Source organism: Glutamicibacter halophytocola (genome assembly GCF_001302565.1).
Taxonomy (GTDB): domain Bacteria; phylum Actinomycetota; class Actinomycetes; order Actinomycetales; family Micrococcaceae; genus Glutamicibacter; species Glutamicibacter halophytocola.
On the sequence record NZ_CP012750.1, the window covers coordinates 1,154,183 to 1,173,158 of the forward strand.

General features: G+C 59.4%; 20 protein-coding genes. 8 read left to right on the forward strand and 12 right to left on the reverse strand.

Features of this window, described 5'->3' with window-relative positions; translation table 11 throughout:
* The first annotated feature begins 34 nt into the window (after window positions 1-34).
* The 3 genes from AOZ07_RS05430 (at window position 35) to rpsO (ending at window position 2,156) form a co-directional block, all read left to right on the forward strand.
* Window positions 35-988, forward strand: a complete 954-nt coding sequence (locus tag AOZ07_RS05430; RefSeq protein WP_075972426.1) for a bifunctional riboflavin kinase/FAD synthetase — start codon at window positions 35-37, stop codon at window positions 986-988.
* A 5-nt stretch (window positions 989-993) separates the two neighbouring features.
* A complete protein-coding gene (locus tag AOZ07_RS05435; protein WP_060701067.1) occupies window positions 994-1,779 on the forward strand; it encodes a class I SAM-dependent methyltransferase in 786 nt (261 codons plus the stop codon).
* 107 nt (window positions 1,780-1,886) lie between these two features.
* The gene (gene rpsO, locus AOZ07_RS05440; RefSeq protein WP_013348393.1) at window positions 1,887-2,156 is read left to right on the forward strand and encodes a 30S ribosomal protein S15; all 270 of its coding nucleotides are present in this window, start codon (window positions 1,887-1,889) and stop codon (window positions 2,154-2,156) included.
* 53 nt (window positions 2,157-2,209) lie between these two features.
* On the opposite strand, the gene AOZ07_RS05445 is transcribed toward rpsO, so the two are convergent.
* The 3 genes from AOZ07_RS05445 to AOZ07_RS05455 all read right to left on the reverse strand — a co-directional run bounded on the left by AOZ07_RS05445 (window position 2,210) and on the right by AOZ07_RS05455 (window position 4,744).
* Window positions 2,210-2,941: a type 1 glutamine amidotransferase domain-containing protein gene (locus AOZ07_RS05445; protein ID WP_060701068.1), complete on the reverse strand. Its 732-nt coding sequence runs from the start codon at window positions 2,939-2,941 to the stop codon at window positions 2,210-2,212.
* Window positions 2,942-3,032: 91 nt separating this feature from the next.
* Complete coding sequence (locus tag AOZ07_RS05450) at window positions 3,033-4,202, reverse strand: MFS transporter (RefSeq protein WP_060701069.1); 1,170 nt, start codon at window positions 4,200-4,202, stop codon at window positions 3,033-3,035.
* Window positions 4,202-4,744, reverse strand: a complete 543-nt coding sequence (locus AOZ07_RS05455) for a Chromate resistance protein ChrB (RefSeq protein WP_236995275.1) — start codon at window positions 4,742-4,744, stop codon at window positions 4,202-4,204. Before AOZ07_RS05455 ends, AOZ07_RS05450 begins: the two co-directional genes overlap by 1 nt.
* A gap of 343 nt (window positions 4,745-5,087) precedes the next feature.
* Between AOZ07_RS05455 and AOZ07_RS05460 the strand changes: the two genes are divergently transcribed.
* Window positions 5,088-6,185 carry a pyridoxal-phosphate-dependent aminotransferase family protein gene (locus tag AOZ07_RS05460; protein WP_060701070.1) on the forward strand — a complete coding sequence of 366 codons (1,098 nt, stop codon included), beginning with the start codon at window positions 5,088-5,090 and terminating at the stop codon, window positions 6,183-6,185.
* Between the two features lie 120 nt (window positions 6,186-6,305).
* Here AOZ07_RS05460 and AOZ07_RS05465 read toward each other — a convergent pair whose 3' ends face one another.
* Genes AOZ07_RS05465 through AOZ07_RS05480 form a run of 4 tightly spaced genes read right to left on the reverse strand, consistent with a single transcriptional unit; the run spans window position 6,306 to window position 10,138 of the window.
* Complete coding sequence (locus tag AOZ07_RS05465) at window positions 6,306-7,469, reverse strand: alpha-hydroxy acid oxidase (RefSeq protein ID WP_084793142.1); 1,164 nt, start codon at window positions 7,467-7,469, stop codon at window positions 6,306-6,308.
* A 27-nt stretch (window positions 7,470-7,496) separates the two neighbouring features.
* A complete protein-coding gene (locus AOZ07_RS05470) occupies window positions 7,497-8,261 on the reverse strand; it encodes an amino acid ABC transporter ATP-binding protein (RefSeq protein ID WP_060701072.1) in 765 nt (254 codons plus the stop codon).
* Window positions 8,258-9,217, reverse strand: a complete 960-nt coding sequence (locus AOZ07_RS05475; protein WP_060701073.1) for an amino acid ABC transporter permease — start codon at window positions 9,215-9,217, stop codon at window positions 8,258-8,260. The genes AOZ07_RS05470 and AOZ07_RS05475 overlap by 4 nt, the downstream gene beginning before the upstream one ends.
* Before the next feature lie 6 nt (window positions 9,218-9,223).
* On the reverse strand, window positions 9,224-10,138 hold the full coding sequence (locus tag AOZ07_RS05480; RefSeq protein WP_194943810.1) for an ABC transporter substrate-binding protein: 915 nt from the start codon (window positions 10,136-10,138) through the stop codon (window positions 9,224-9,226).
* Window positions 10,139-10,339: 201 nt separating this feature from the next.
* Between AOZ07_RS05480 and AOZ07_RS05485 the strand changes: the two genes are divergently transcribed.
* Both AOZ07_RS05485 and AOZ07_RS05490 read left to right on the forward strand, forming a co-directional pair.
* Window positions 10,340-11,044 carry a GntR family transcriptional regulator gene (locus AOZ07_RS05485; protein WP_236995276.1) on the forward strand — a complete coding sequence of 235 codons (705 nt, stop codon included), beginning with the start codon at window positions 10,340-10,342 and terminating at the stop codon, window positions 11,042-11,044.
* Between the two features lie 351 nt (window positions 11,045-11,395).
* A complete protein-coding gene (locus AOZ07_RS05490) occupies window positions 11,396-11,770 on the forward strand; it encodes a DUF4282 domain-containing protein (protein ID WP_060701076.1) in 375 nt (124 codons plus the stop codon).
* Between the two features lie 69 nt (window positions 11,771-11,839).
* Here AOZ07_RS05490 and AOZ07_RS05495 read toward each other — a convergent pair whose 3' ends face one another.
* The 4 genes from AOZ07_RS05495 to AOZ07_RS05510 are packed head-to-tail and all read right to left on the reverse strand — an operon-like array spanning window position 11,840 to window position 15,383.
* Entirely contained in the window at window positions 11,840-12,241 is a 402-nt protein-coding gene (locus AOZ07_RS05495) for a universal stress protein (RefSeq protein WP_060701077.1), read from the reverse strand.
* A complete protein-coding gene (locus tag AOZ07_RS05500) occupies window positions 12,238-13,869 on the reverse strand; it encodes a tripartite tricarboxylate transporter permease (protein ID WP_075972427.1) in 1,632 nt (543 codons plus the stop codon). The genes AOZ07_RS05495 and AOZ07_RS05500 overlap by 4 nt, the downstream gene beginning before the upstream one ends.
* Window positions 13,870-14,373, reverse strand: a complete 504-nt coding sequence (locus AOZ07_RS05505; protein WP_060701078.1) for a tripartite tricarboxylate transporter TctB family protein — start codon at window positions 14,371-14,373, stop codon at window positions 13,870-13,872. It abuts the gene before it with no gap.
* Window positions 14,370-15,383: a Bug family tripartite tricarboxylate transporter substrate binding protein gene (locus AOZ07_RS05510; protein WP_098945492.1), complete on the reverse strand. Its 1,014-nt coding sequence runs from the start codon at window positions 15,381-15,383 to the stop codon at window positions 14,370-14,372. The genes AOZ07_RS05505 and AOZ07_RS05510 overlap by 4 nt, the downstream gene beginning before the upstream one ends.
* Window positions 15,384-15,587: 204 nt before the next feature.
* Here AOZ07_RS05510 and AOZ07_RS05515 point away from each other — a divergent pair, with 204 nt between their 5' ends.
* Together AOZ07_RS05515 and AOZ07_RS05520 are read left to right on the forward strand one after the other, a co-directional pair.
* Window positions 15,588-17,195, forward strand: coding sequence for a sensor histidine kinase (locus tag AOZ07_RS05515; protein WP_236995277.1), 1,608 nt, complete (start codon window positions 15,588-15,590; stop codon window positions 17,193-17,195).
* 10 nt (window positions 17,196-17,205) lie between these two features.
* Window positions 17,206-17,880 (forward strand): response regulator, encoded by a 675-nt coding sequence (locus AOZ07_RS05520; RefSeq protein WP_060701080.1) that lies wholly within the window; start codon window positions 17,206-17,208, stop codon window positions 17,878-17,880.
* Between the two features lie 202 nt (window positions 17,881-18,082).
* On the opposite strand, the gene AOZ07_RS05525 is transcribed toward AOZ07_RS05520, so the two are convergent.
* Window positions 18,083-18,943, reverse strand: coding sequence for a prephenate dehydratase (locus AOZ07_RS05525; RefSeq protein WP_060701081.1), 861 nt, complete (start codon window positions 18,941-18,943; stop codon window positions 18,083-18,085).
* Window positions 18,944-18,976 lie beyond the last annotated feature (33 nt).

Sequence of the window (18,976 nt, forward strand, 5' to 3'; positions counted from 1 at the left end):
CCTCCTGCCACAGAAGAATTTCTAAAGGAGCAAAGTGCACTATTGGAAGGGCTTGGACGCCGTCCCCGCGGATATGGCTCCCACTGTCGTGACCATTGGCAACTTTGATGGTGTTCATTTGGGGCACTGCGAAGTCCTGGATGCCGCGGTGACGCAGGCAAAAGCGCGCTCTGCCCTATCGGTGGCCATTACTTTCGACCCGCATCCTGCATTGGTCCACCGTCCGGATAATGCCCCGGAACTGATCATGGGCATAGCCGACCGGATTGATACCCTGGCGGGCGTTGGATTGGACGCCACCGTGATGATCCACTACACGCTGGATTTTGCTGAGCAAAGCGCCGAAGAATTTGTCCGCTCCATCATCGTGGAGAAACTGCATGCGGTGGCCGTAGTGGTTGGCCACGATGTGCGCTTTGGCAAGAACAATTCCGGCGACTTCGGCTACATGCAAGAGCTGGGCAAGAAATATGATTTTGACGTGATTGGCGTTGAAGACGTGGGGGACAAGCGCCGCCTCTCATCGACCTGGGTCCGTGAAGAACTTGCCGCCGGCAACGTCGAAGCCGCCGCCGGGATTCTTGGCAGGCCGCACCGGATGCGCGGCGAGGTGGTCCATGGCCACGCCCGAGGGCGCGAATTGGGATTCCCGACCGCAAACCTGGATCATGAGGCCACCGGCATCATCCCGGCTGACGGGGTTTACGCCGGCTGGGTCATCGACGAGGCTGATGTTCGGTGGCCTGCGGCAATTTCCGTGGGCTCGAACCCCACCTTTGACGGGGTGTCGAGAGTTGTCGAGGCCCACGTGATCGACCGCCCTGAAGAGGGCGTGGAAGATTTCGACCTGTACGGCCAGCAGATCGTGGTGGAATTCATTGCACACCTGCGCCCCATGGTTGCCTACCGCGGCATCGAAGCACTGATCGAGCAAATGACCGAAGACGTCGACCAGGCTCGGACAGTCTTGGCTTCCGAACGCCATTAGAAGCCATGGCAGAAATTCCTTCCCTGCCGCAGCGGGCCTTCGTGGTGAGCGCTCAGCGGCGTGATGAGTTGGCCTCGGCATTCCAGTCGGATGCCGAAAGCTATGACAAGATCCGTCCGTCCTATCCTGGGGCCGCACTGGATTTTGCGCTGCAGCATCATCCTGCCACTGCGGTAGATATCGGGTGCGGTTCGGGAATTTTTACCGAACAGCTTGTGGCCCGCGGCGTGGAGACCACCGCCGTTGATCCTTCCCGGGACATGCTTTCGGTCCTGGCCAAGCGCCTGCCGGACGTAGCTACGCACTGTGCCTCCGGGGAGGACACGGGACTGGCTGAAAACCATTTTGACTTGGTCACCTATGCCCAGGCTTGGCACTGGGTCGATCATCCCAAAGCCAGCGCGGAAGCTGCCAGGCTGTTGCATGGCCATGGCTGGCTAACTCTCTTGTGGAACCAGCTTGATGTGTCCATTCCGTGGGTTCACCGGTTGGCACGGATCATGCATGCCGGTGATGTCCACCGCCCGGAGCTCGAACCTCCCTTGGGGCCGGAATTCGGCAAGCCGGAGCACGGCATATGGCATTGGTCGATGCCCTTGGATTTCCAGGAGATCATCGAACTGACCAAATCGCGCAGCTATTACCGCAAGGCGACAGGAACAACTAGAGCCAAGGTCGAAGCAAATCTCGAATGGTACTGGACCGAGCACCTTGGATATCAGCGGTCCGAGAAGGTGCAGGTGCCCTATCTCACCCATGCCTGGAGGTCCCGCCGGCGCACCCGTCGGTGATATGATTGACGATGGTTCTCGCTGCAGTCCGCGGTTGCGAGTATCCACCGTGAACGCTTCGGCGTTTGCACCGACTTATGAACGCGGTCCAACTCTAGGAGTTTGTTATGGCATTGGATGCCACTATCAAGAACGAAATCATCAAGGCTTACGCTACCCACGAGGGTGACACCGGTTCGCCTGAGGTTCAGATTGCCGTCATGTCCCGCCGTATTTCGGACCTGACCGAGCACCTGAAGATGCACAAGCATGACCACCACACCCGCCGTGGCCTGATGGCCCTGGTTGGTCGTCGTCGTCGCATGCTCGGCTACCTGAAGAACACCGACATCGAGCGTTACCGTTCGCTGATCGAGCGTCTGGGCCTGCGCAAGTAGTCCCCAGCAGTTCAAGTTGATCCCGGTTCCTTCTGAAGGAACCGGGATCTTCTTTATTCGGAATCTTCGGCTTCAGCAGCAGCCCGCGCCTCTGCTGCCTTTTCCTGGTGGATCGCCTCGGCCAGCAGCTTTTCCATTTCCTTGGCAACGCCCGCTGCAGAGGCCGGGTTCTGCCCGGTTACCAGGCGTTCGGAGACCTGGACGTTCTCCGCGAAATTTTCTGCCGGAATGTGGTTGGCACCTTGCTCTGCCAATTTGTCGGCGAGGAAAAACGGGATGATCTTGTCCTTGCCCACTGCAACTTCCTCGTCGTTGGTGAATGCCGCTACATCCTTGCCGCTGAGCAGTTTCAGGCCGTGATGCAATTCGACATCAAGCAACCCGGCCGGACCGTGGCAGACCGCGCCGACCACCCCGCCCTTGTTGTAAATTGCGCCGACCAGCTTTTGCAGGCCTTCGTTGTTCGGGAAATCCCACATCGTTCCGTGGCCGCCAACCAGGTACACGGCATCATATTGTTCGGGATCAATTACTCCGACCCTGGCTGTGTTGTACAAGCCGGCACGGGCCGTTTCATCCGTGGTGAACTGGACCTGGATCGGGTCGTCCTGATCCACGGTGTCACGCGGCGGCTGGCCGCCCTTGATGGAGGCGAAGTCGACAAAATGCCCGGAATCACGAAACACCTTCCAAGGATGCGAGGCTTCTGCGACGTTGTATCCGGTGGGTTCCTTGCTTTCGCCCATCTCTGAAACACTGGTCAGGACCATGAGGATTTTCTTCACGGCATTCTCCTTTCAGACTCGTCCTCCCACCCTTGTACATTCACTGCGAAGTCGCAAGCCATTGCAGCTCGTTGCCAGCAAGTGCCACGGTTCACAGCGCTTTAGGGGCTCGGAGCAGCCAGAGGGCCAGGAGCGCTACGGCCAGAACTGCCGAAGCCAGCGCCCATAATCCGGCCGACAGGCTGATGGCGGCAGCGATGGCACCGACCAGGAGGGGGCCGCCGGCATCGCCCAGCTCCCTTCCCAGCTCCGCGGAACCCATGGTTCTTCCCATGCGGTCGTGTCGGGTCGAAGCGGCCAAATGGGCAAAGCCCAGTGGCGTGGTGATTCCGATTCCTGCCCCGGACAGCACGGCGCAGGCCAGCAGGGAGAGGAAAGCAGGCCAGAGGGCTGCGCAGGCAAGCCCGGCGGTGATCAGCACAAGCCCCGACACCATGCCGGTGAGAGAAGACAGGCGCGACTGGTCCTTCAGCTTGCCCACCCAAGGCTGAATCAATGCCGAGCTGATCGCCAGCAGGGAAACCACGCCCATGCTCTGTACGCTGTTCAACCCCACGTTCGTGCCCATCAACGGAAGGAATCCCACGGCGGTCCCCAGCGCTCCGGTCGATGCGGCCAGAACCATCGTGGGCACCATGAATCCCGGCTCCACGGTTTGGCGTGCCAGGTCCTTGAGGGTGTAGCGGACCTTGGGAAGCACAGGCAGCTTCGGCATGCCCACGCCGACCCAAACTGCGGTTGCCAGCGAAATCGCGGTCATGCACATGAACAAGGCCGGGAATCCTCCCCACCAGATCAACACCGCCCCGAGCAGCGGACCGCAGACATAGCCAAGGGTTTTCCACGCACCGTAGCGGCCGAAATAGCGCCCAGTGCTGTTGCCGGAGAACCTGGCCACGGCGGCGGAAGCTGCCGGCGAGAAGGCCGAAGCCGAGGCTCCTTGGCCCAGCCGAACCAGCCCCAAAGCCAGAGGATCATGCGCAAAAACCCCGAGGAACGAGAACAGGGTGAACGCGGCGAGACCGCCAAGAATGATCGGCTTGGCACCGATGCGGTCGCTCCAGGAGCCGAAGACCGGCTTGAGGATGACCTCGGCGACATCGTAGAGTGCCAGCAGGATGCCCAAGGCAAGCAGGCTGCTGCCCAGCGATTCAAATTCGGAGCCGAGGCCGGCCGCGATGCTGTGGGCGCCAAAAGCGGTGGTGAACCCGGCGGCATACAGCGGCGCGATTCTGGAATTTCCCAGTGTATTCGTGGCCATCAGATTTCGTTCTCGGCTGCATAGACCAGACGGGCGTACTCTTCCAACGCGAGCGATCCAGCGCGCAGCGCTTCATCGGCCTGGACGGCTTCTTCCAGCCAGAGCACATCGCGTTTCTTCAGTTCCCGGTACCATCGGCGCAGCCGTTCCAAGCTCTGGTCTTCTTCTTCCAGCTCGGCGTAGGTGAATTTCTCGATGGATATTTCCTTGGCGATTTCCTGCATGAATTTATTGCAGTCGCCCAGGAATTCATTCCATTCATCAACGCGTGCCGCGCGGAAGGCACTGTCCAGGGCGTGGGCGGACTGGGCATCGTCAGGCGAGGCGTGCAGGATGGTGAAACTTCCGCCGGCGTTCCGGCACAGCCCCTTGGCTCGCTCGATGCCGTTGGTGAAGGCTGGCGCGTCGGGGATGACCCAGGAGCCGGACTGGATCGGTGCCGCACCGGTTTTGCGCAACTGGCGCCAGACTGCCACGCGATGCCGGGATGGTTCGGCGGGCACCTGCACCAGCAGTACCAGCCATTTGATGGATTCAGTCACGATTTCTAGAGTAACAGTTGTTACATCTGCGAATTGATCCAACTTAGGACGTCGGATAGCCCTGTAGAAACCCAGATGAATCCGGGCCACCGTTTGGGCTGCCGCCGCAATCCATGAGCCAGGAGTGCTGCCTTGTTCCACCAGGGGCGTCGAACTGGCACGGTGAAGTGCACCGCTGGTGCGTCCCCACGGCCAGGCCTGCCTGCCAGCTGGGCAAACTCGGCGGAAGCAAGGAACGGAGCTGGAGATGATGTCATTCAGCTTGGTCCTTTCGCCATGCAGCTGGAGGCGGGATAAGCTGAAGCGCAGTTGGGATACCCCTATGAGATGAAAGCGAGCCGTCATGAGCAAGACCGTTCTTCAGCGCCACCTTTTTGGTCCGGGTCCATGCAACCCGTACCCGGAAGCCACCGCCGCCCTTGGCCTGCCGCTGCTCGGCCACCTCGACCCCGAATTCATTGCCCGCATGGATCGCGTGGGCGAGGGGCTGCGCACGCTGTGGGGAACGAAGAACGTGCGCACCCTGCCCTTGAGCGCCACCGGTTCGGCCGGCATGGAGGCAGCTTTTGTCAACACCATCAACCCAGGTGATGTCGCAGTCATTGCGATCAACGGCCTGTTCGGTGAACGCATGTGCGAAGTTGCCTCGCGTGTGGGCGCCGAGGTGGTGCGCGTTGAACATGACTACGGCACGCCAATTGACGCCCAGCGCGTGGCTGACGCCCACCCCAACCCGGCCGTGATTGCCGGTGTGCACGCCGAGACGAGCACCGGCGTGGTTTCGGATATTGCCGCTCTGGGCGCCATCAAGGGCGATGCCCTGCTGATCACCGACGCCGTGACCTCCATCGGCGGCATGCCGGTGCTGGCCGATGAGTGGGGGATCGATGTGGGCTACGCCGGAACCCAGAAATGCATCGGAGTGGCACCTGGCCTGGCACCGTTCACCATTTCGGACCGCGCATTCGAGCGCAGGGTCCAGAAGCCGCAGTCCTGGTACCTGGATTTGGGCCTGCTGGGCGGGTATGCCACCGGCGCCACAGGTGGCGGGCGCACCTACCACCACACTGCACCGGTGGCGATGGTTGCTTCGCTTGAAGCTGGCATTGACCGGATTCTCGCCGAAGGCCTGGACGCGGTAACCGCTCGGCATCAGGAGGCGGGCAGCCTGTTGCAACAGGGCCTGCAGGAGATGGGGCTGGAACTGTTTGCCCAGGAAGGCAGCCGTTTGCCGCAGCTGACTACCGTTTACGTACCTGAGGCAGTGGAATCGGCGAAGGTTCGAGGCTACCTGCTGGAGCGATTCAATATTGAAATCGGCGGTGGCGTGGGCCAGTATGCCAGCACCGTGTGGCGCATCGGGATGATGGGACCGAACGCCAACCCGGGTTCGGTAGCCTTGCTGCTGGCGGCCCTGAAAGAAGCGATTGCCAAGGCATAGCCCGATGTTCTGGCTGCAGCAAGAATCTGTTGCCAACCAGGCCCAATAAGCATGCGCCAACGGCCCGGATTTCCTTTGCGGGGAATCCGGGCCGTTGGCGTTGTAGTTATTGCGGTGTTTCTAGACGTAATCGGTGATGCGGTTGCACTGGGCGAAGACGGACTCGTCAATCCCGGATACACGTGTTTTCCCGACAAATCCCATGGCGCCCTTGAACTCGTCGTGCAGGATCTTGAACGCCTTGCTGACAGCTGGTTCGCCACCGGTGGCCAGGGCATAGGCGAAGGGGCGTCCAGCCATCACTGCGGTCGCTCCAAGGCCGATGGCCTTGACCATGTCGTGGCCTCGGCGGATCCCGCCATCGAGATAGATTTCCGCCCGGCCGTTGACCGCCGAAACGATCGAGGGGAGGACATCGATGGTGGCAGGCTGGGCATCGAATTGGCGGCCACCGTGGTTGGAAATGAAAATTCCATCGGCGCCCTCATCGACGGCCCGCGCGGCATCCACGGGATCCATGATTCCCTTGATGACCAAATTTCCATCCCACTGCTCGCGAAGCCGGGCGAAATCGGCCCAGTTGGCACCAGGGTTCTTGTTCTTGGCCATCCACTGGTTCATTTCGTCCATGCGCAGCGGTTGGCCGTCGATGGAGTAGTTGCCGTAGGTCATTTTGCGTCCGGTGAGCCAGCGGTAGATCCATTGCGGGCGCATGGCGGTGGTCAGGTAGTCGACCACCGGCGGCCGCGGCGGCATGGACAGCCCGTGGTGCAGGTCCCTTTCGCGTTTGCTCGAGGATCCGACGTCGCCGGCCACGACCAGGGTCTTGACGCCGGCATTCCGGGCGCGCTTGATGTAGCTTTCGGTTTCCTCGGGGTCTTTCCAGAAGGCAACCTGTGCCCAGAGCTTGTCGCCGGCAATGGGCGCTACCTCTTCCAAGGCGCACCCTGCCCAAGCGCTGTGGATGAAAATCGAACCGGCGTTCACCGCCGCACGGGCGACCGCTGGGTCCGATCCCGGATGGAAAATGGTCAGCATGCCCATGGGCGCAACGATCAATGGCAGATCGATCTGCTGGCCCAAGACGGTGGCATCGGTGCGCAAGTCGCTGAGGTCCACCATGGACCGCTGTCGCAGCATCAGCGCGTCGAGGCTTTCGCGGTTGGCCCGTGTGGTGATCTCATCGAGAGCGCCACCGTCCAGGTAGTCGGTGATCATTTTTGGAAGATGCCAACGTGATGCTCGACGGTAGTCATCGATACTGACAATCCATTTGTTACGCATGGTGAGAAAACTCCAATTTGGAATGGTTTAGAGGACTTTGGCGAGGAATTGCTGGGTGCGTTCATGCTGCGGATTGCTCAAGACCTCGCGCGGATCGCCCTGCTCGATCACGTAGCCGCCGTCCATGAAGACCAGGTTGTCCCCGACCTCGCGGGCAAATCCGATTTCATGGGTCACCACGATCATGGTCATGCCGGCTTTGGCCAAGTCCCGCATGACATCGAGTACTTCGCCGACAAGCTCGGGGTCCAAGGCTGATGTCGGCTCGTCAAACAGCATGAGCTTGGGCTCCATGGCCAGCGCACGGGCTATGGCGACACGTTGCTGCTGGCCGCCAGAGAGGGACACCGGGTAGGAGTGAGCTTTTTCAGACAGTCCCACTCGTTTCAAGAGCTCGTGTGCCCGGGCGGTCACCGTCTTGCGCTCCTCCTTCTTGACGCGAATGGGGGCTTCGCAGATATTCTCCAGAACGGTCATGTGCGGAAAGAGGTTAAAGCCCTGGAATACCATGCCGATGTTTTCGCGTGACTTGGCAATCTCTGCTTCGGCCTGCTTGCGCAGGATGCCGTTCTTGATTCGGACACCCAGCGGTTGGCCATCGATCTTGATGTATCCGCCGTCCATGGTTTCCAACTGGTTGAAGCAACGCAGGAAGGTGGATTTCCCCGAGCCGGAGGGCCCCAGGATGCAGGTGACTTCACCTCGCTTGACGGTGAGATTGATTCCCTTGAGCACTTCCAGGTGCCCGAAGTGCTTGCGCACTTCGCGTGCTTCGGCAATGACGTCACTCATAATTGGACTTTCTGGACTGTTGGCTGGCTTCTTTTCAGCGGGTTGAATCGCGAGGAGAGCTTTTGCTCAGTCCTGTTTCCCGAGCCGCGATTGAAATGGCGTTCAATGTAGAACTGTCCCAGGCTCAGCAGGCTGGTGATAGCCAGGTACCACAAGCTTGCAGCGATCAGCAGGGGGATGGTTTTGAAATTGGAGCTGTAGACCATTTGCGCCGAGTACAACAGTTCCGGGAAGGCCAGGACGCTGACCAGCGACGTCGTCTTGAGCATGGAAATCGTCTGATTGCCCGTGGGAGGGATGATGATTTTCATGGCTTGCGGCAGCACGATGCGCCAAAGAATCAAGCCACGCTTCATCCCAAGCGCCTTGGCTGCTTCGGTCTGGCCCTTGTGAACGCTGAGCAATCCTGCCCGGACGATCTCGGACATGTAGGCACCCTCGTTCAGGCCAAGTCCGAGAATCGCGGCCAGAAAGGGGGTGATGACGGCATTTGCGTCGACCGAGAAAAATTCGGGGCCGAACGGAATTCCCATTTCGATGCGGGGATAAATCGCTGCAATGAATCCCCAGAACAGCAGCTGAACGAATACGGGCACGCCGCGGAAGAACCAGATCATGAAGGCAGCTACCGAAGCGATGACGTAGTTCGGTGCCAGCCGGGCGAGCGCCAGCAGGATGCCGACAACAATGCCGACCGACATGGAGATCACGGTCAGGATCAGCGTATTGACGAGTCCTGAAAATAATCTCTCTGAAGCGAACCAGCTGAAGACCACGTCCCACTCATACCTCGGATTGGTGATCAGCGAGGTGGCTATGAGGGCCACTACCACGAGTACAATCCCCGCGGTCAGCCACATCATCTTGTGGCTGGTCCGCGGGCGGGTCATCAGCAGTTCGTGCTGCTCATCGACGGAGGCCGGGGCAGAATCCGGATACCTTGAAATGCTAGTCATCGGAAACTACTGGGCCTTGTTGAAGGCGAAATCGGTGACAGCGCCGCTGCCTACGCCCCAGTCGTCGAGGACCTGCTGGTAGCGGCCGCTTTCGGTCAAGGATTCCAGCCCCAGCTGCACGGCTTTCTCAAGCCCGGCGTCCTTGGCAAAGGCGATGCTGACGGGCGTGACATCCTTCTCGCCGAGCAGTTCGACTTTCCCTCCCTGCTTGATGGCGTAGCCCAAGGTCGGGCCGTCAACGTAGACTGCGTCGATGCGCCCGGATGACAAGGCGAGGATGGGGGCTTGCATGTCCGGGTAGGTCATGACATCGATAGCCGGCTTGGAATCAGCGACGCACTTTTTCGAGGCTTCCGGAACCCGCTTGAGATCCTGGAACGAACCCTTCAGCACGCCGACCTTCACTCCGCACAACTCATCAACCGCAAGTTTCTTGGGATTGCCAGGTGCGACGCCGATGCCGCTGCCCGACTGGTAATAGTCAACGAAGTCCAGCACCTTCATGCGCTCCTTGGAAGGGGACATCTGGGAGACGACAAGATCAAATTTTCCGGCAGATATTCCTGGAATGATGGCATCGAAACTGCCGCTTTCAATGGTGACTTCAACTCCCATTGCCTCACCGAGGGATTTGGCCAGGTCTGGGTCGACACCGACTGTGGTGTGCCCGTCATCGGAGATGAAATGCAGCGGCGGGGAGCTTTCGCTCATGGTGACAACCATCTTGCCGCTGTCCTTGTACTTCTGGGGGAGGGCGTCGTGGGCAGCCTGATTGACCTCCACCCCGATAGCGTCTTTGCCATCGGTTGCGGCACCAGATTCGCTGGTCGGCGATTCGGGGTTCGAGCAGCCGGCCAGTGTCAGTGCCAGAAGCCCGGCTACGGCCAGTGACGAGATCTTGAAGTGCGAGTGCATGATCATGCCCTCTCTGTTTTTATGGGGAAATGGTCCGAACGTCAGAACAATGACCGTGGTCATTTAGTGAGGAAGGTCATGTTTTCCGATATCATGTACCGTACATCGTGCACGATTTAGTTTCAATAGCTTGAGCGCCTTATGAAGCTCGGCCGTTGATTCGTTGCGCAAGATTGGTCCGGAGCTTACGTTGGATAGGATTTCAACATGAACGCAATGCCGTCAGAAGAGTCAACACCTCTGATTGCCGCACGCCCGATGCTGGCAGATCAGGTATTCGACGCCATCTTGATGCTGCTGCTGGATGACAAATTGCCTACTGGGTCGCAGCTTGGCATTGACGGCCTGGCGAAGAAGTTCCAGGTTTCCTCAACTCCGGTTCGCGAAGCCCTGGCACGCCTGGAGGCAACAGGCATGGTGCGGCGCGAAGCCTTGCGCGGTTACCGCGTCGCGCCCGAGCCGACGGCAGATGACATCCAGAAACTGCACGTGGCACGGTCCATGCTGGAACCAGGCATCGCCGCGCTGGCTTGCGCGCACCAGGACGACGAGCTGATCAGCAAGCTTGAAGCGTGCAACTCGGAGCTCAACGCGGCGCGTGGGGGACAAGCCTTCGCGGACTACCGGGCCTACTGGAAAGCTGACGAATTATTCCACCGGACAATCGTCGAGGCCGCGGACAACGAATTCCTCGATAGGGCCTACTCGTCCATCGAGGGGCACATCCAGCGCTTCCGGCTGGTGGTGCAGAACGTCATGAGCGGCGAGCACACCATTGAGGAACATGCCAAGATCATTGAGGCCTTCCGGTCCGATGATCCTTCGGCTGCCCAAGAGGCCATGCAGGCGCATATCTCAGGAATCGCTCAGCGCGCAGAGCACAGCTTTGCCAGCCAGCAGAATCCCGAGTAAGCCCTGAGCGTCCAAACGGCGCCTCTGCGCAGTCCGCACTTATTGTGCATGGGGATTTTGGCAACTATTTGTTCACGTGCGAAGCCCGCAATCGGCCCAGGGGTGAACGGATTTCTCCGGACTGCTGCGACCGAGCTTTCCAGCGCGCCGAGCGTCGGCAGCAGGCAGGCCAAGTTCCGATCGGTTTCATGAGTATCCATGGGCTCGGCCAGGTATCAAAATATCCGTGATAGATCAGCCGATTCGCCACGGCGAGTAGGGAGTATTTTCTAGATCCACTATCCCTGAGACGAAGAATTGGGTAACGTCAGCTTTGCCATTCATTTCGTCGGCCGAAAGTAAGGAATAGCGATGAAGGCCCTCTTTGATTTCGAATTCAGGAAGTTTGTCACGCCGTCAATCATCAAGATTGTCTATATATTGATCATGATTTTCCTGGCCTTTGGCTATATCGGAATAGTCGTGACCGGTTTCCAATTTAACACTGCCGTTGGTTTCTTGATGCTGCTCATCGTCGGCCCGCTGTTTGCACTGGTTTACTTGGCACTGGCTCGTGCAGGCCTTGAGTCGCTGATCGCCCAGATTCGCACCGCGCAGAATACTGCCGAGCTGGTTCGCCTGGCTGGTGGAACACCGCCAGCGGAGGCCGGCAACTTGCCGGTCCCGGGCAACACGCCCAAGCCCGGCGGCGGAAATGCGCCACCGGCAAATCCCTACCAGCAGTAAGAGAAACGACAGCGGGCCTGCACCAGATGGTGCAGGCCCGCTGTCGGTATCGGTTCAAGTACTTCGTGCTTACCAGTCGGCATACGCTTTCAGGGAAAGCACCGGGCATTCGGCCTGGAGCAGGATGCGCTGCGCGTTGCTCCCCATGAGGAACTTGCCCATGGCGCTGCGCTTGCGCAACCCGATCATAATCAGCTCGGCCCGCTGCGCCTGGGCCACCTGGAGTATCTGGTCAGCCGCATCGGCCCCCTGGGAACGGCGCTCGATCCAGAAATTGATCCCGGCAGCACTCAGCCTGGCCTCCAGCTCGTGAAACTGCTTCGCATCGATCAGACGGTCATCCACCAGCTGATCGCCCTTCGAGGAATTCACCACGACCAGCTTTGCATCATTGCGGCTCGCCTCGACGATGGCTCGTTCCAGGGCAGCTTCACCCTCAGGCGAGGGAATGTAGCCAACTACTATGGTCATGATTCATCCCTTTCGGTACCGGCGCTACGCCCGTGCTTGCCTTCGGCCTTGTGCTTTGCCGCGGTAGCGGCATCGAACTGTTCCACCTCGTCTTCGGTGATTTCCCCGCCTTCGGATAATCCGGCGGTCAGGATCGAATCCTTGCCACGGGCACGGCGGATTACGGAAATCAGCACGGGCAGCAGCAACAGGACTGCGATGAGGATGTAGATTCCCACTGCGAGAGGTTCACCCCACAAACCGTTGACGCTGCCTGCAGAGAGCTGGAAGGTCTTTCGCAACTGCTCCTCGGCCATCGGGCCGATGATGACACCAAGTATCAATGGAAGCACCGGCAAGCCGAAGCGGCGCAGGGCGAAGCCCAGCAAGCCGATGATCAGCAGCAGCCAGAGGTCAGCCACCTGCATGTTCACCGAGAAGGCGCCAAGGGTAGCAAAGAACAAGATGCCTGCGTACAGGTAAGGACGCGGGATCTTCAGCAGCTTGGCCCACAGTGGTGCCAGGGGAAGATTGATCAGCAGCAGCAGCGTGTTGCCGATGAACAGGCTGGCAATCAGCGCCCACACCAAATCCGGCTCGTTCTCGAAGAGCAGCGGACCTGGCTGGATGCCCTTCATTGTCAGGAAGGCCAGCATCACGGCGGCAGTCGCGTTGGTCGGCAGCCCCAAGGCCAGCATCGGGGTCAACGTTCCGGCGGCCGACGCATTGTTGGCTGCTTCCGGACCGGCAACACCCTCAATGGCTCCATGGCCGAATTCTTCGGGATGCTTGGACAGCTTCTTTTCCGTGACATAGGAAAGGAAAGTTGGCACCTCGGCACCGCCAGCTGGCAGGGCGCCGAAGGGGAATCCGAAAGCAGTGCCGCGCAGCCAAGGCTTCCACGAACGCTTCCAATCTTCCTTGCCCATCCACGGAGCGCCCACCGGGATGGTCCGCGCAGGATTGCTGCGCAGGTGCGCTGCAATCCACAGCGCCTCGCCGATGGCGAAGATGGCCACAGCCACTACGACGATATCCAGTCCGTCAACCAGCGGCGCGAAACCGAAGGTCAGCCTTTGCTGCCCGGAAACCGGATCCATGCCGACCAGGCCAATGGCCAATCCCAGCCCGAGGGCTGCGAAGCCGCGAATCTTGGAGGATCCCAAAACCGCGGTGACCGTGACCAGGGCGAGCACCATGATGGCAAAGTAGCTCGGTGCGCCGAGGCTGACCGCGAACTTCACGACGATCGGGGCCACGGTTACCAGCAGCGCGGTGCCGATGGTGCCAGCCACGAAGGAACCAATGGCCGCAGTAGCCAATGCCTGGGCAGCACGTCCGGCCTTGGCCATCTTGTGTCCCTCGATGGCTGTGATCACCGTGGCCGATTCACCCGGCGTATTGAGCAGGATGGAGGTGGTTGAACCGCCGTACATGCCGCCGTAGTAGATGCCAGCGAACATGATCAGTGCGCTGGAAGTCTCCATGCCGAAGGTCAGCGGCAGCAGCAGGGCCACGGCCATGGCCGGACCGATGCCGGGCAGCACGCCGACGGCGGTGCCCAGGATGACACCTGCCAACGCGAAGAGGAGGTTGACTGGAGTCAGCGCCGCAGCGAAGCCATCCATCAACAGACTGAGCGTATCCACTTACAGCACCCCCGAGAGTATTCCGGCTGGGAGCTTGATTCCCAGACCCATGTAGAAGCCGTAGAACGACCCGAGGGCCAATGCCAGAGAGATGACCAGGGTCAGCACCCAGCGCCGGGCGCCCAGGCACGTGGCGGCACCGAAGAACATGATCGTTCCGGAAATGACCCAGCCGGCCCAATTGACCAGCAGGAGATTCAGGACGAAAACGCCCAGCAGCGGCAGCAGGACTTTCCAGTCCGATGGCTGGCTGAGGTCCACATCTTCGCCTTCTTCTCCTTCGGCCAGATTTCCGCGGAGAATAGTAATGACCAAGGCGATGGACGAGGCGATGAGAATGCCCGAGACGGCGTAGGGAACGGCCTTGGGGCCGACGACATCCGCCTGGGAGTACGTCACGTGCAGCTGTGACGCATCAACGAACACGATGATTCCGACGATAAGAAGAAACGCGGCGAACAGGAGTTCGACGCGTTTGTTCTTTGCGGTGCTTACTTCGCTCACGCCAGACCCAGGGTCTTCAGGACGCTGGCTACGCGCTCATCCTGATCGGTGAGGAAGCTGGAGAACTCGTCGCCGGTCATGAACGCATCGGTCCAGGCATTGGTCTCCAGGGCTTCCTTCCATTCGGCGGAATCATGCATCTTGGTAACAAGGTCGACCCACTTGGCCTTGTCCTCGTCGGAGATCTCAGGTGGGGCAACCAGGCCGCGCCAGTTCGAGAAGACCAGGTCGATTCCTGATTCCTTCAGAGTTGGCGCGTCAACGCCCTCAAGGCGTTCTTCGCCGCTGGTGGCCAGTACGCGAACCGAGCCCTCTTCGATCTGCTGCATGTACTCGCCAGCGCCGGAAGCGGCAAATGCCAGCTTGTTGCCCAGGATGGCCGGAAGCAGATCGCCACCACCATCGTAGGAAACGAAGTTCACTTCCTTGGGGTCAACGCCTACGGCTTCGGCCAGCTGCATCGGCAGCAGGTGGTCCGGACCGCCCGGCGAGGAACCGCCGCCGACCGAGAGCTTGCTTGGGTCTTCCTTCCAAGCTTTCACCAGATCGTCAATGGTCTTGTATGGGGAGTCCTTGGAAACCATGATCGCACCCGGCTCTTCGATGAGCTTGGCGATGGGAGTGGTTTCGGTCAGCTTGGCATCGGTGTCATTGGTGTAGCTGGCGCCCACCACGCCAAGGCCCATGAGCATGGCCAGGTCGCCATTGTCCTTTTCGTTGATCAGGCGGGCCAGACCCACGGTGCCGCCGGCACCGGCCAGGTTGAAGACTTCCGGGTTGCTGGCGAGGCTGGCATCATCCATGACCTTGGCGGCAACACGTGCGGTGGTGTCGTAGCCGCCACCAGGGGTGTTGGGAACCATGATGCGCAGGTTGGCAATGGGACCCTCTGACTTGGTGGCGTCATCGTTGGAGGATTCGGAGGTGACGCCACAGCCGGTCGCCCCCAAAGCGAGAGCGGCAGTGGCTGCCAGGGCCGTCAGCGCACGGAAGGATTTGAAGTTTTTCATTGATTTCAGCCTCGTTGCTTTCATCGGAGTTGCGAGTAACTCCACAGTAGGCAATGTTGTGAACTGGGTCACGCTTGCGTACTCAAAGAAAATACTGTTCATTGTGTAACCAATAACAGTGATTTCGATCATCTAAAAGTTCGGTAAGGTTGCCCAGTGCCCCAAAGATGGGCGATCGGGGATTCAGCGACAAGGAGCGCAGTGGTGGAAATAAAGGCATCACGGCTTGGCAACGTTTTTGCTCACCGGATTTCTTTGGCTGGGCAGTACCTGATTCTCCAATTGCTGATTATTGCCGTCGTCCTGGCCGGTGTCGTGGTTGTTTCCCTGACCCAGTCCACCAATAACTTCGAAAAAATTGAAGGACGCCGCAGCCTGTCCGCAGCGGAATCCCTGGCGTCCAACCCGCTGCTCAGGGCACTGATACCCAGCGCGGCCCCGGAAATGGGCTCGGCTCTGCCAGCGATGGCAGAAACAACTCGAAGCATCTCCGGCTTGCAGTTTGTTATCCTGGCCGACCGATACGGAACGGTTATTACTTCTACCTACCCCGACGATGTCGGTACCTCAATCCTGCACCCTGAATCAAAAGTGGAAGAAGGCAGGGGATGGACGGGTGAAATCACCCGTAACGGCAACCATGTGCTCATCGCGCAAGTTCCAGTCCTGGATGACACAGGGCAAATGGTCGGAATAGTCAGCGCCGGGCAAAGCTACCCCAGCACACGGGAGTTGATCCAGGAAATTGCGCCCAGCGCGCTGAGCACCCTGATAATTGCCGTGGTTTTGGGCGCTACCGGGTCGGTGATGCTTTCGCGCAGGGTCAGGCGCCAAACCCGCGGCATGGAACCACGCGAAATCGCAGAACTATTTGAACACCGCGAAGCCTTGCTGCATGGCGTCAAGGAGGGCATCATTTCTGTCTCCCCGGATAGCCGGATCATGCTGGCCAATGACATTGCCATTGAACTGCTTCAGCTTCCGTTGACCTGCGTGGGCCAGACCTTGACCGAACTGGATGTGGCACCACAAGTCACCCGGGCGCTCACAACGCAACAACAGCAACCCGACCGCCAGTTCCTCATCGGCGAACGAGTTGTTGTTTTCAACCGCATGCCCGTGAAAACGGCCCGCAAGGACCTCGGATCAGTGACGACCTTCAGGGATCGCACTGAGCTGACACTGTTGGAGCAGGAACTGGGCGACAGCAAGGCCACAGCAGACATGCTCAGGGCGCAGACCCATGAATTTGCCAATCACCTGCACGCCATTTCCGGTCTGATCCAGTTGCAGGAGTACGAGGAAGTCATCCGGTTCATCGACGGCGTTAGCTTCAGCCGCAGCAAGGTTTTCGAAGACGTATCGGCGCACATTCAGGAGCCGACCATCGCAGCGCTGCTGATTGCCAAGGCAAGCGTCGCCACCGAGCGCGGAATCCTGCTCGAAGTTTCAAAAGATTCCCGGCTGGGCCGTGGTGATGAGCAAATCGCAAGGGACCTGACCACGGTCGTCGGAAATCTCATTGATAATGCCATGGATGCCGTTGCCGAGATGCCGAAGCCGAAGATCATGCTTTCAGTGCACGAAGCCGATAATCTCATTACCGTAAGAGTCAGCGACAATGGGCCCGGGATTGCTGATGACGCGATGAAGGAAATTTTCACCCAAGGCTTTTCGACCAAGGACGCAACGGTTTCCGGAGGCCGGGGGTTCGGCCTGGCGTTGAGCCGGCTGGTCTGCCGGCGCCGCAACGGGGATATCACAGCAGTAAATGACCATGGCGCACAATTTACCGCCACACTCAGAAAGTAGGGCAAGACTCTTGATCCAAGTTTTGGTCATCGATGACGACTTCATGGTGGCAAAGGTGCATGCCGGATTCGTCAGCAAAGAGCCGGGTTTCACCGTGGTAGGGATAGCGCATACTGCCAGCGATGCCATCAAGGCTGCTACCGAGCTATCCCCGGATCTTGCCCTGCTCGACATTCACCTGCCTGATATGAACGGGCTTGACCTGCTGCAGCGACTACGCGAAGTCCAGCCAGAGCTGGACGTCATTGTCATTAGCGCAGCCAGGGAAATGGACACCGTTCGCAAAGCCCTTCGCGGTGGAATCGTCCACTACTTGATGAAGCCATTTTCTTGGGACGACCTGCGTGAACGGTTGAAGCACTACGCCAAGACCTACCAGCCGCTGCATGCTGCCGCGGACCAGGAGCTGGAACAGGCGGATGTGAATCGCCTTTTCGGCCTCGGTGGACAGAATCGGCGTCCGCTGCCCAAGGGCTGCAGCGCTGAAACCATGACGCTGGTGGAAAACATCGTCAAAGACGCAAGCGAGCCGATCTCCGCGAGTGAAACTGCTGAAAAGCTCGGCACGTCGCGGGTGAGTGCTCGCCGGTATCTGGAGTACTTGGCCGAGGAAAACTTGGCCCAGGTGAACCTTCGCTACGGGGGAGTGGGCCGGCCCGAGCGCCGCTATTCCTGGAACAAGTAGGCCTCGTCGGCAGGTTGGCTTCTTGTTCCGAAGTGTACGCTGATGTGCTAGTTCGCATGAGCCAGTTCTGCCCAAATCGTAGCCGGCGGATTGATTGGAAATCTTCTGGCGTGGGATGGAGATGCACTTTTTGCCGTCTTGGAAACCATGCGCGACTGGCTGATGGCTGGCACTTTTCGAATCGCTTTCGCCCGCTGAGCTCCTAGACGAATGCCGCGGAAACGCTGCTGCGGTGCTCGCTGGCCGCGTAGGTGCCCAGGATCTTGATTTCCCAGGTGAAGAACTCCAGCTCTTCCAAGGCCAGGCGCACGGGCAGGTCTTCTGGATGACCCTCGATATCGATCATGAAAGTTGTCGCGGCGAACGAAGAGCCAACCATGTAGCTCTCCAGCCGGGTGATATTCACTCCATTGGTTGCGAAGCCGCCTAGTGCCTTGTACAGCGCACTGGGAACGTTTCGGACCTGGAAAACCAAGGTGGTGACAGCCGTTTCGGGAAGCTCGCTGCGAGTTGGCAGTTCTTGCTTGCGCGCGAGGACCACGAAGCGCGTGGTGTTGGTGGGATCGTCCTCCACCGACGAGGCAAGGACTTCCAGCCCGTACAGTTCGGCCGCCAAAGGCGGGGCCAGGGAAAGCTTTGTCGGGTCGTTCCAGTCCCTGACTTCGCGGGCAGAACCGGCGGTGTCACCGGCAATGACCGGGGTCAGCTGGTGTTCTCGGATGATTTTGCGGCACTGGCCCAGAGCATGGATGTGGCTGTGCACTTCAGTTGCTTCGCCAACGGAACTGCCAGGCAGTCCTAAAAGGTCAAAACGGATTCGCAGGTAATGCTCGCCCACAATCTGGAGGTTCGATTCGGGCAACAAAACATGAATGTCCGCGACTCGACCCGCCAATGAATTTTCAATGGGGATCATGGCCAGCTCGGCCTCGCCGTTTTCGACCATGGCGAAGGCGTCCTCGAAGCTGGCGCATGGTACAGCCTGCATGTCGGGGAATCGCTGGGTGCAGGCCATATTCGAGTTGGAGCCGGCTTCACCTTGGTAAGAAATCTTGTTGCCCATCATTTCAAGGTACCGCTGTTTGGCCCCAAGCGC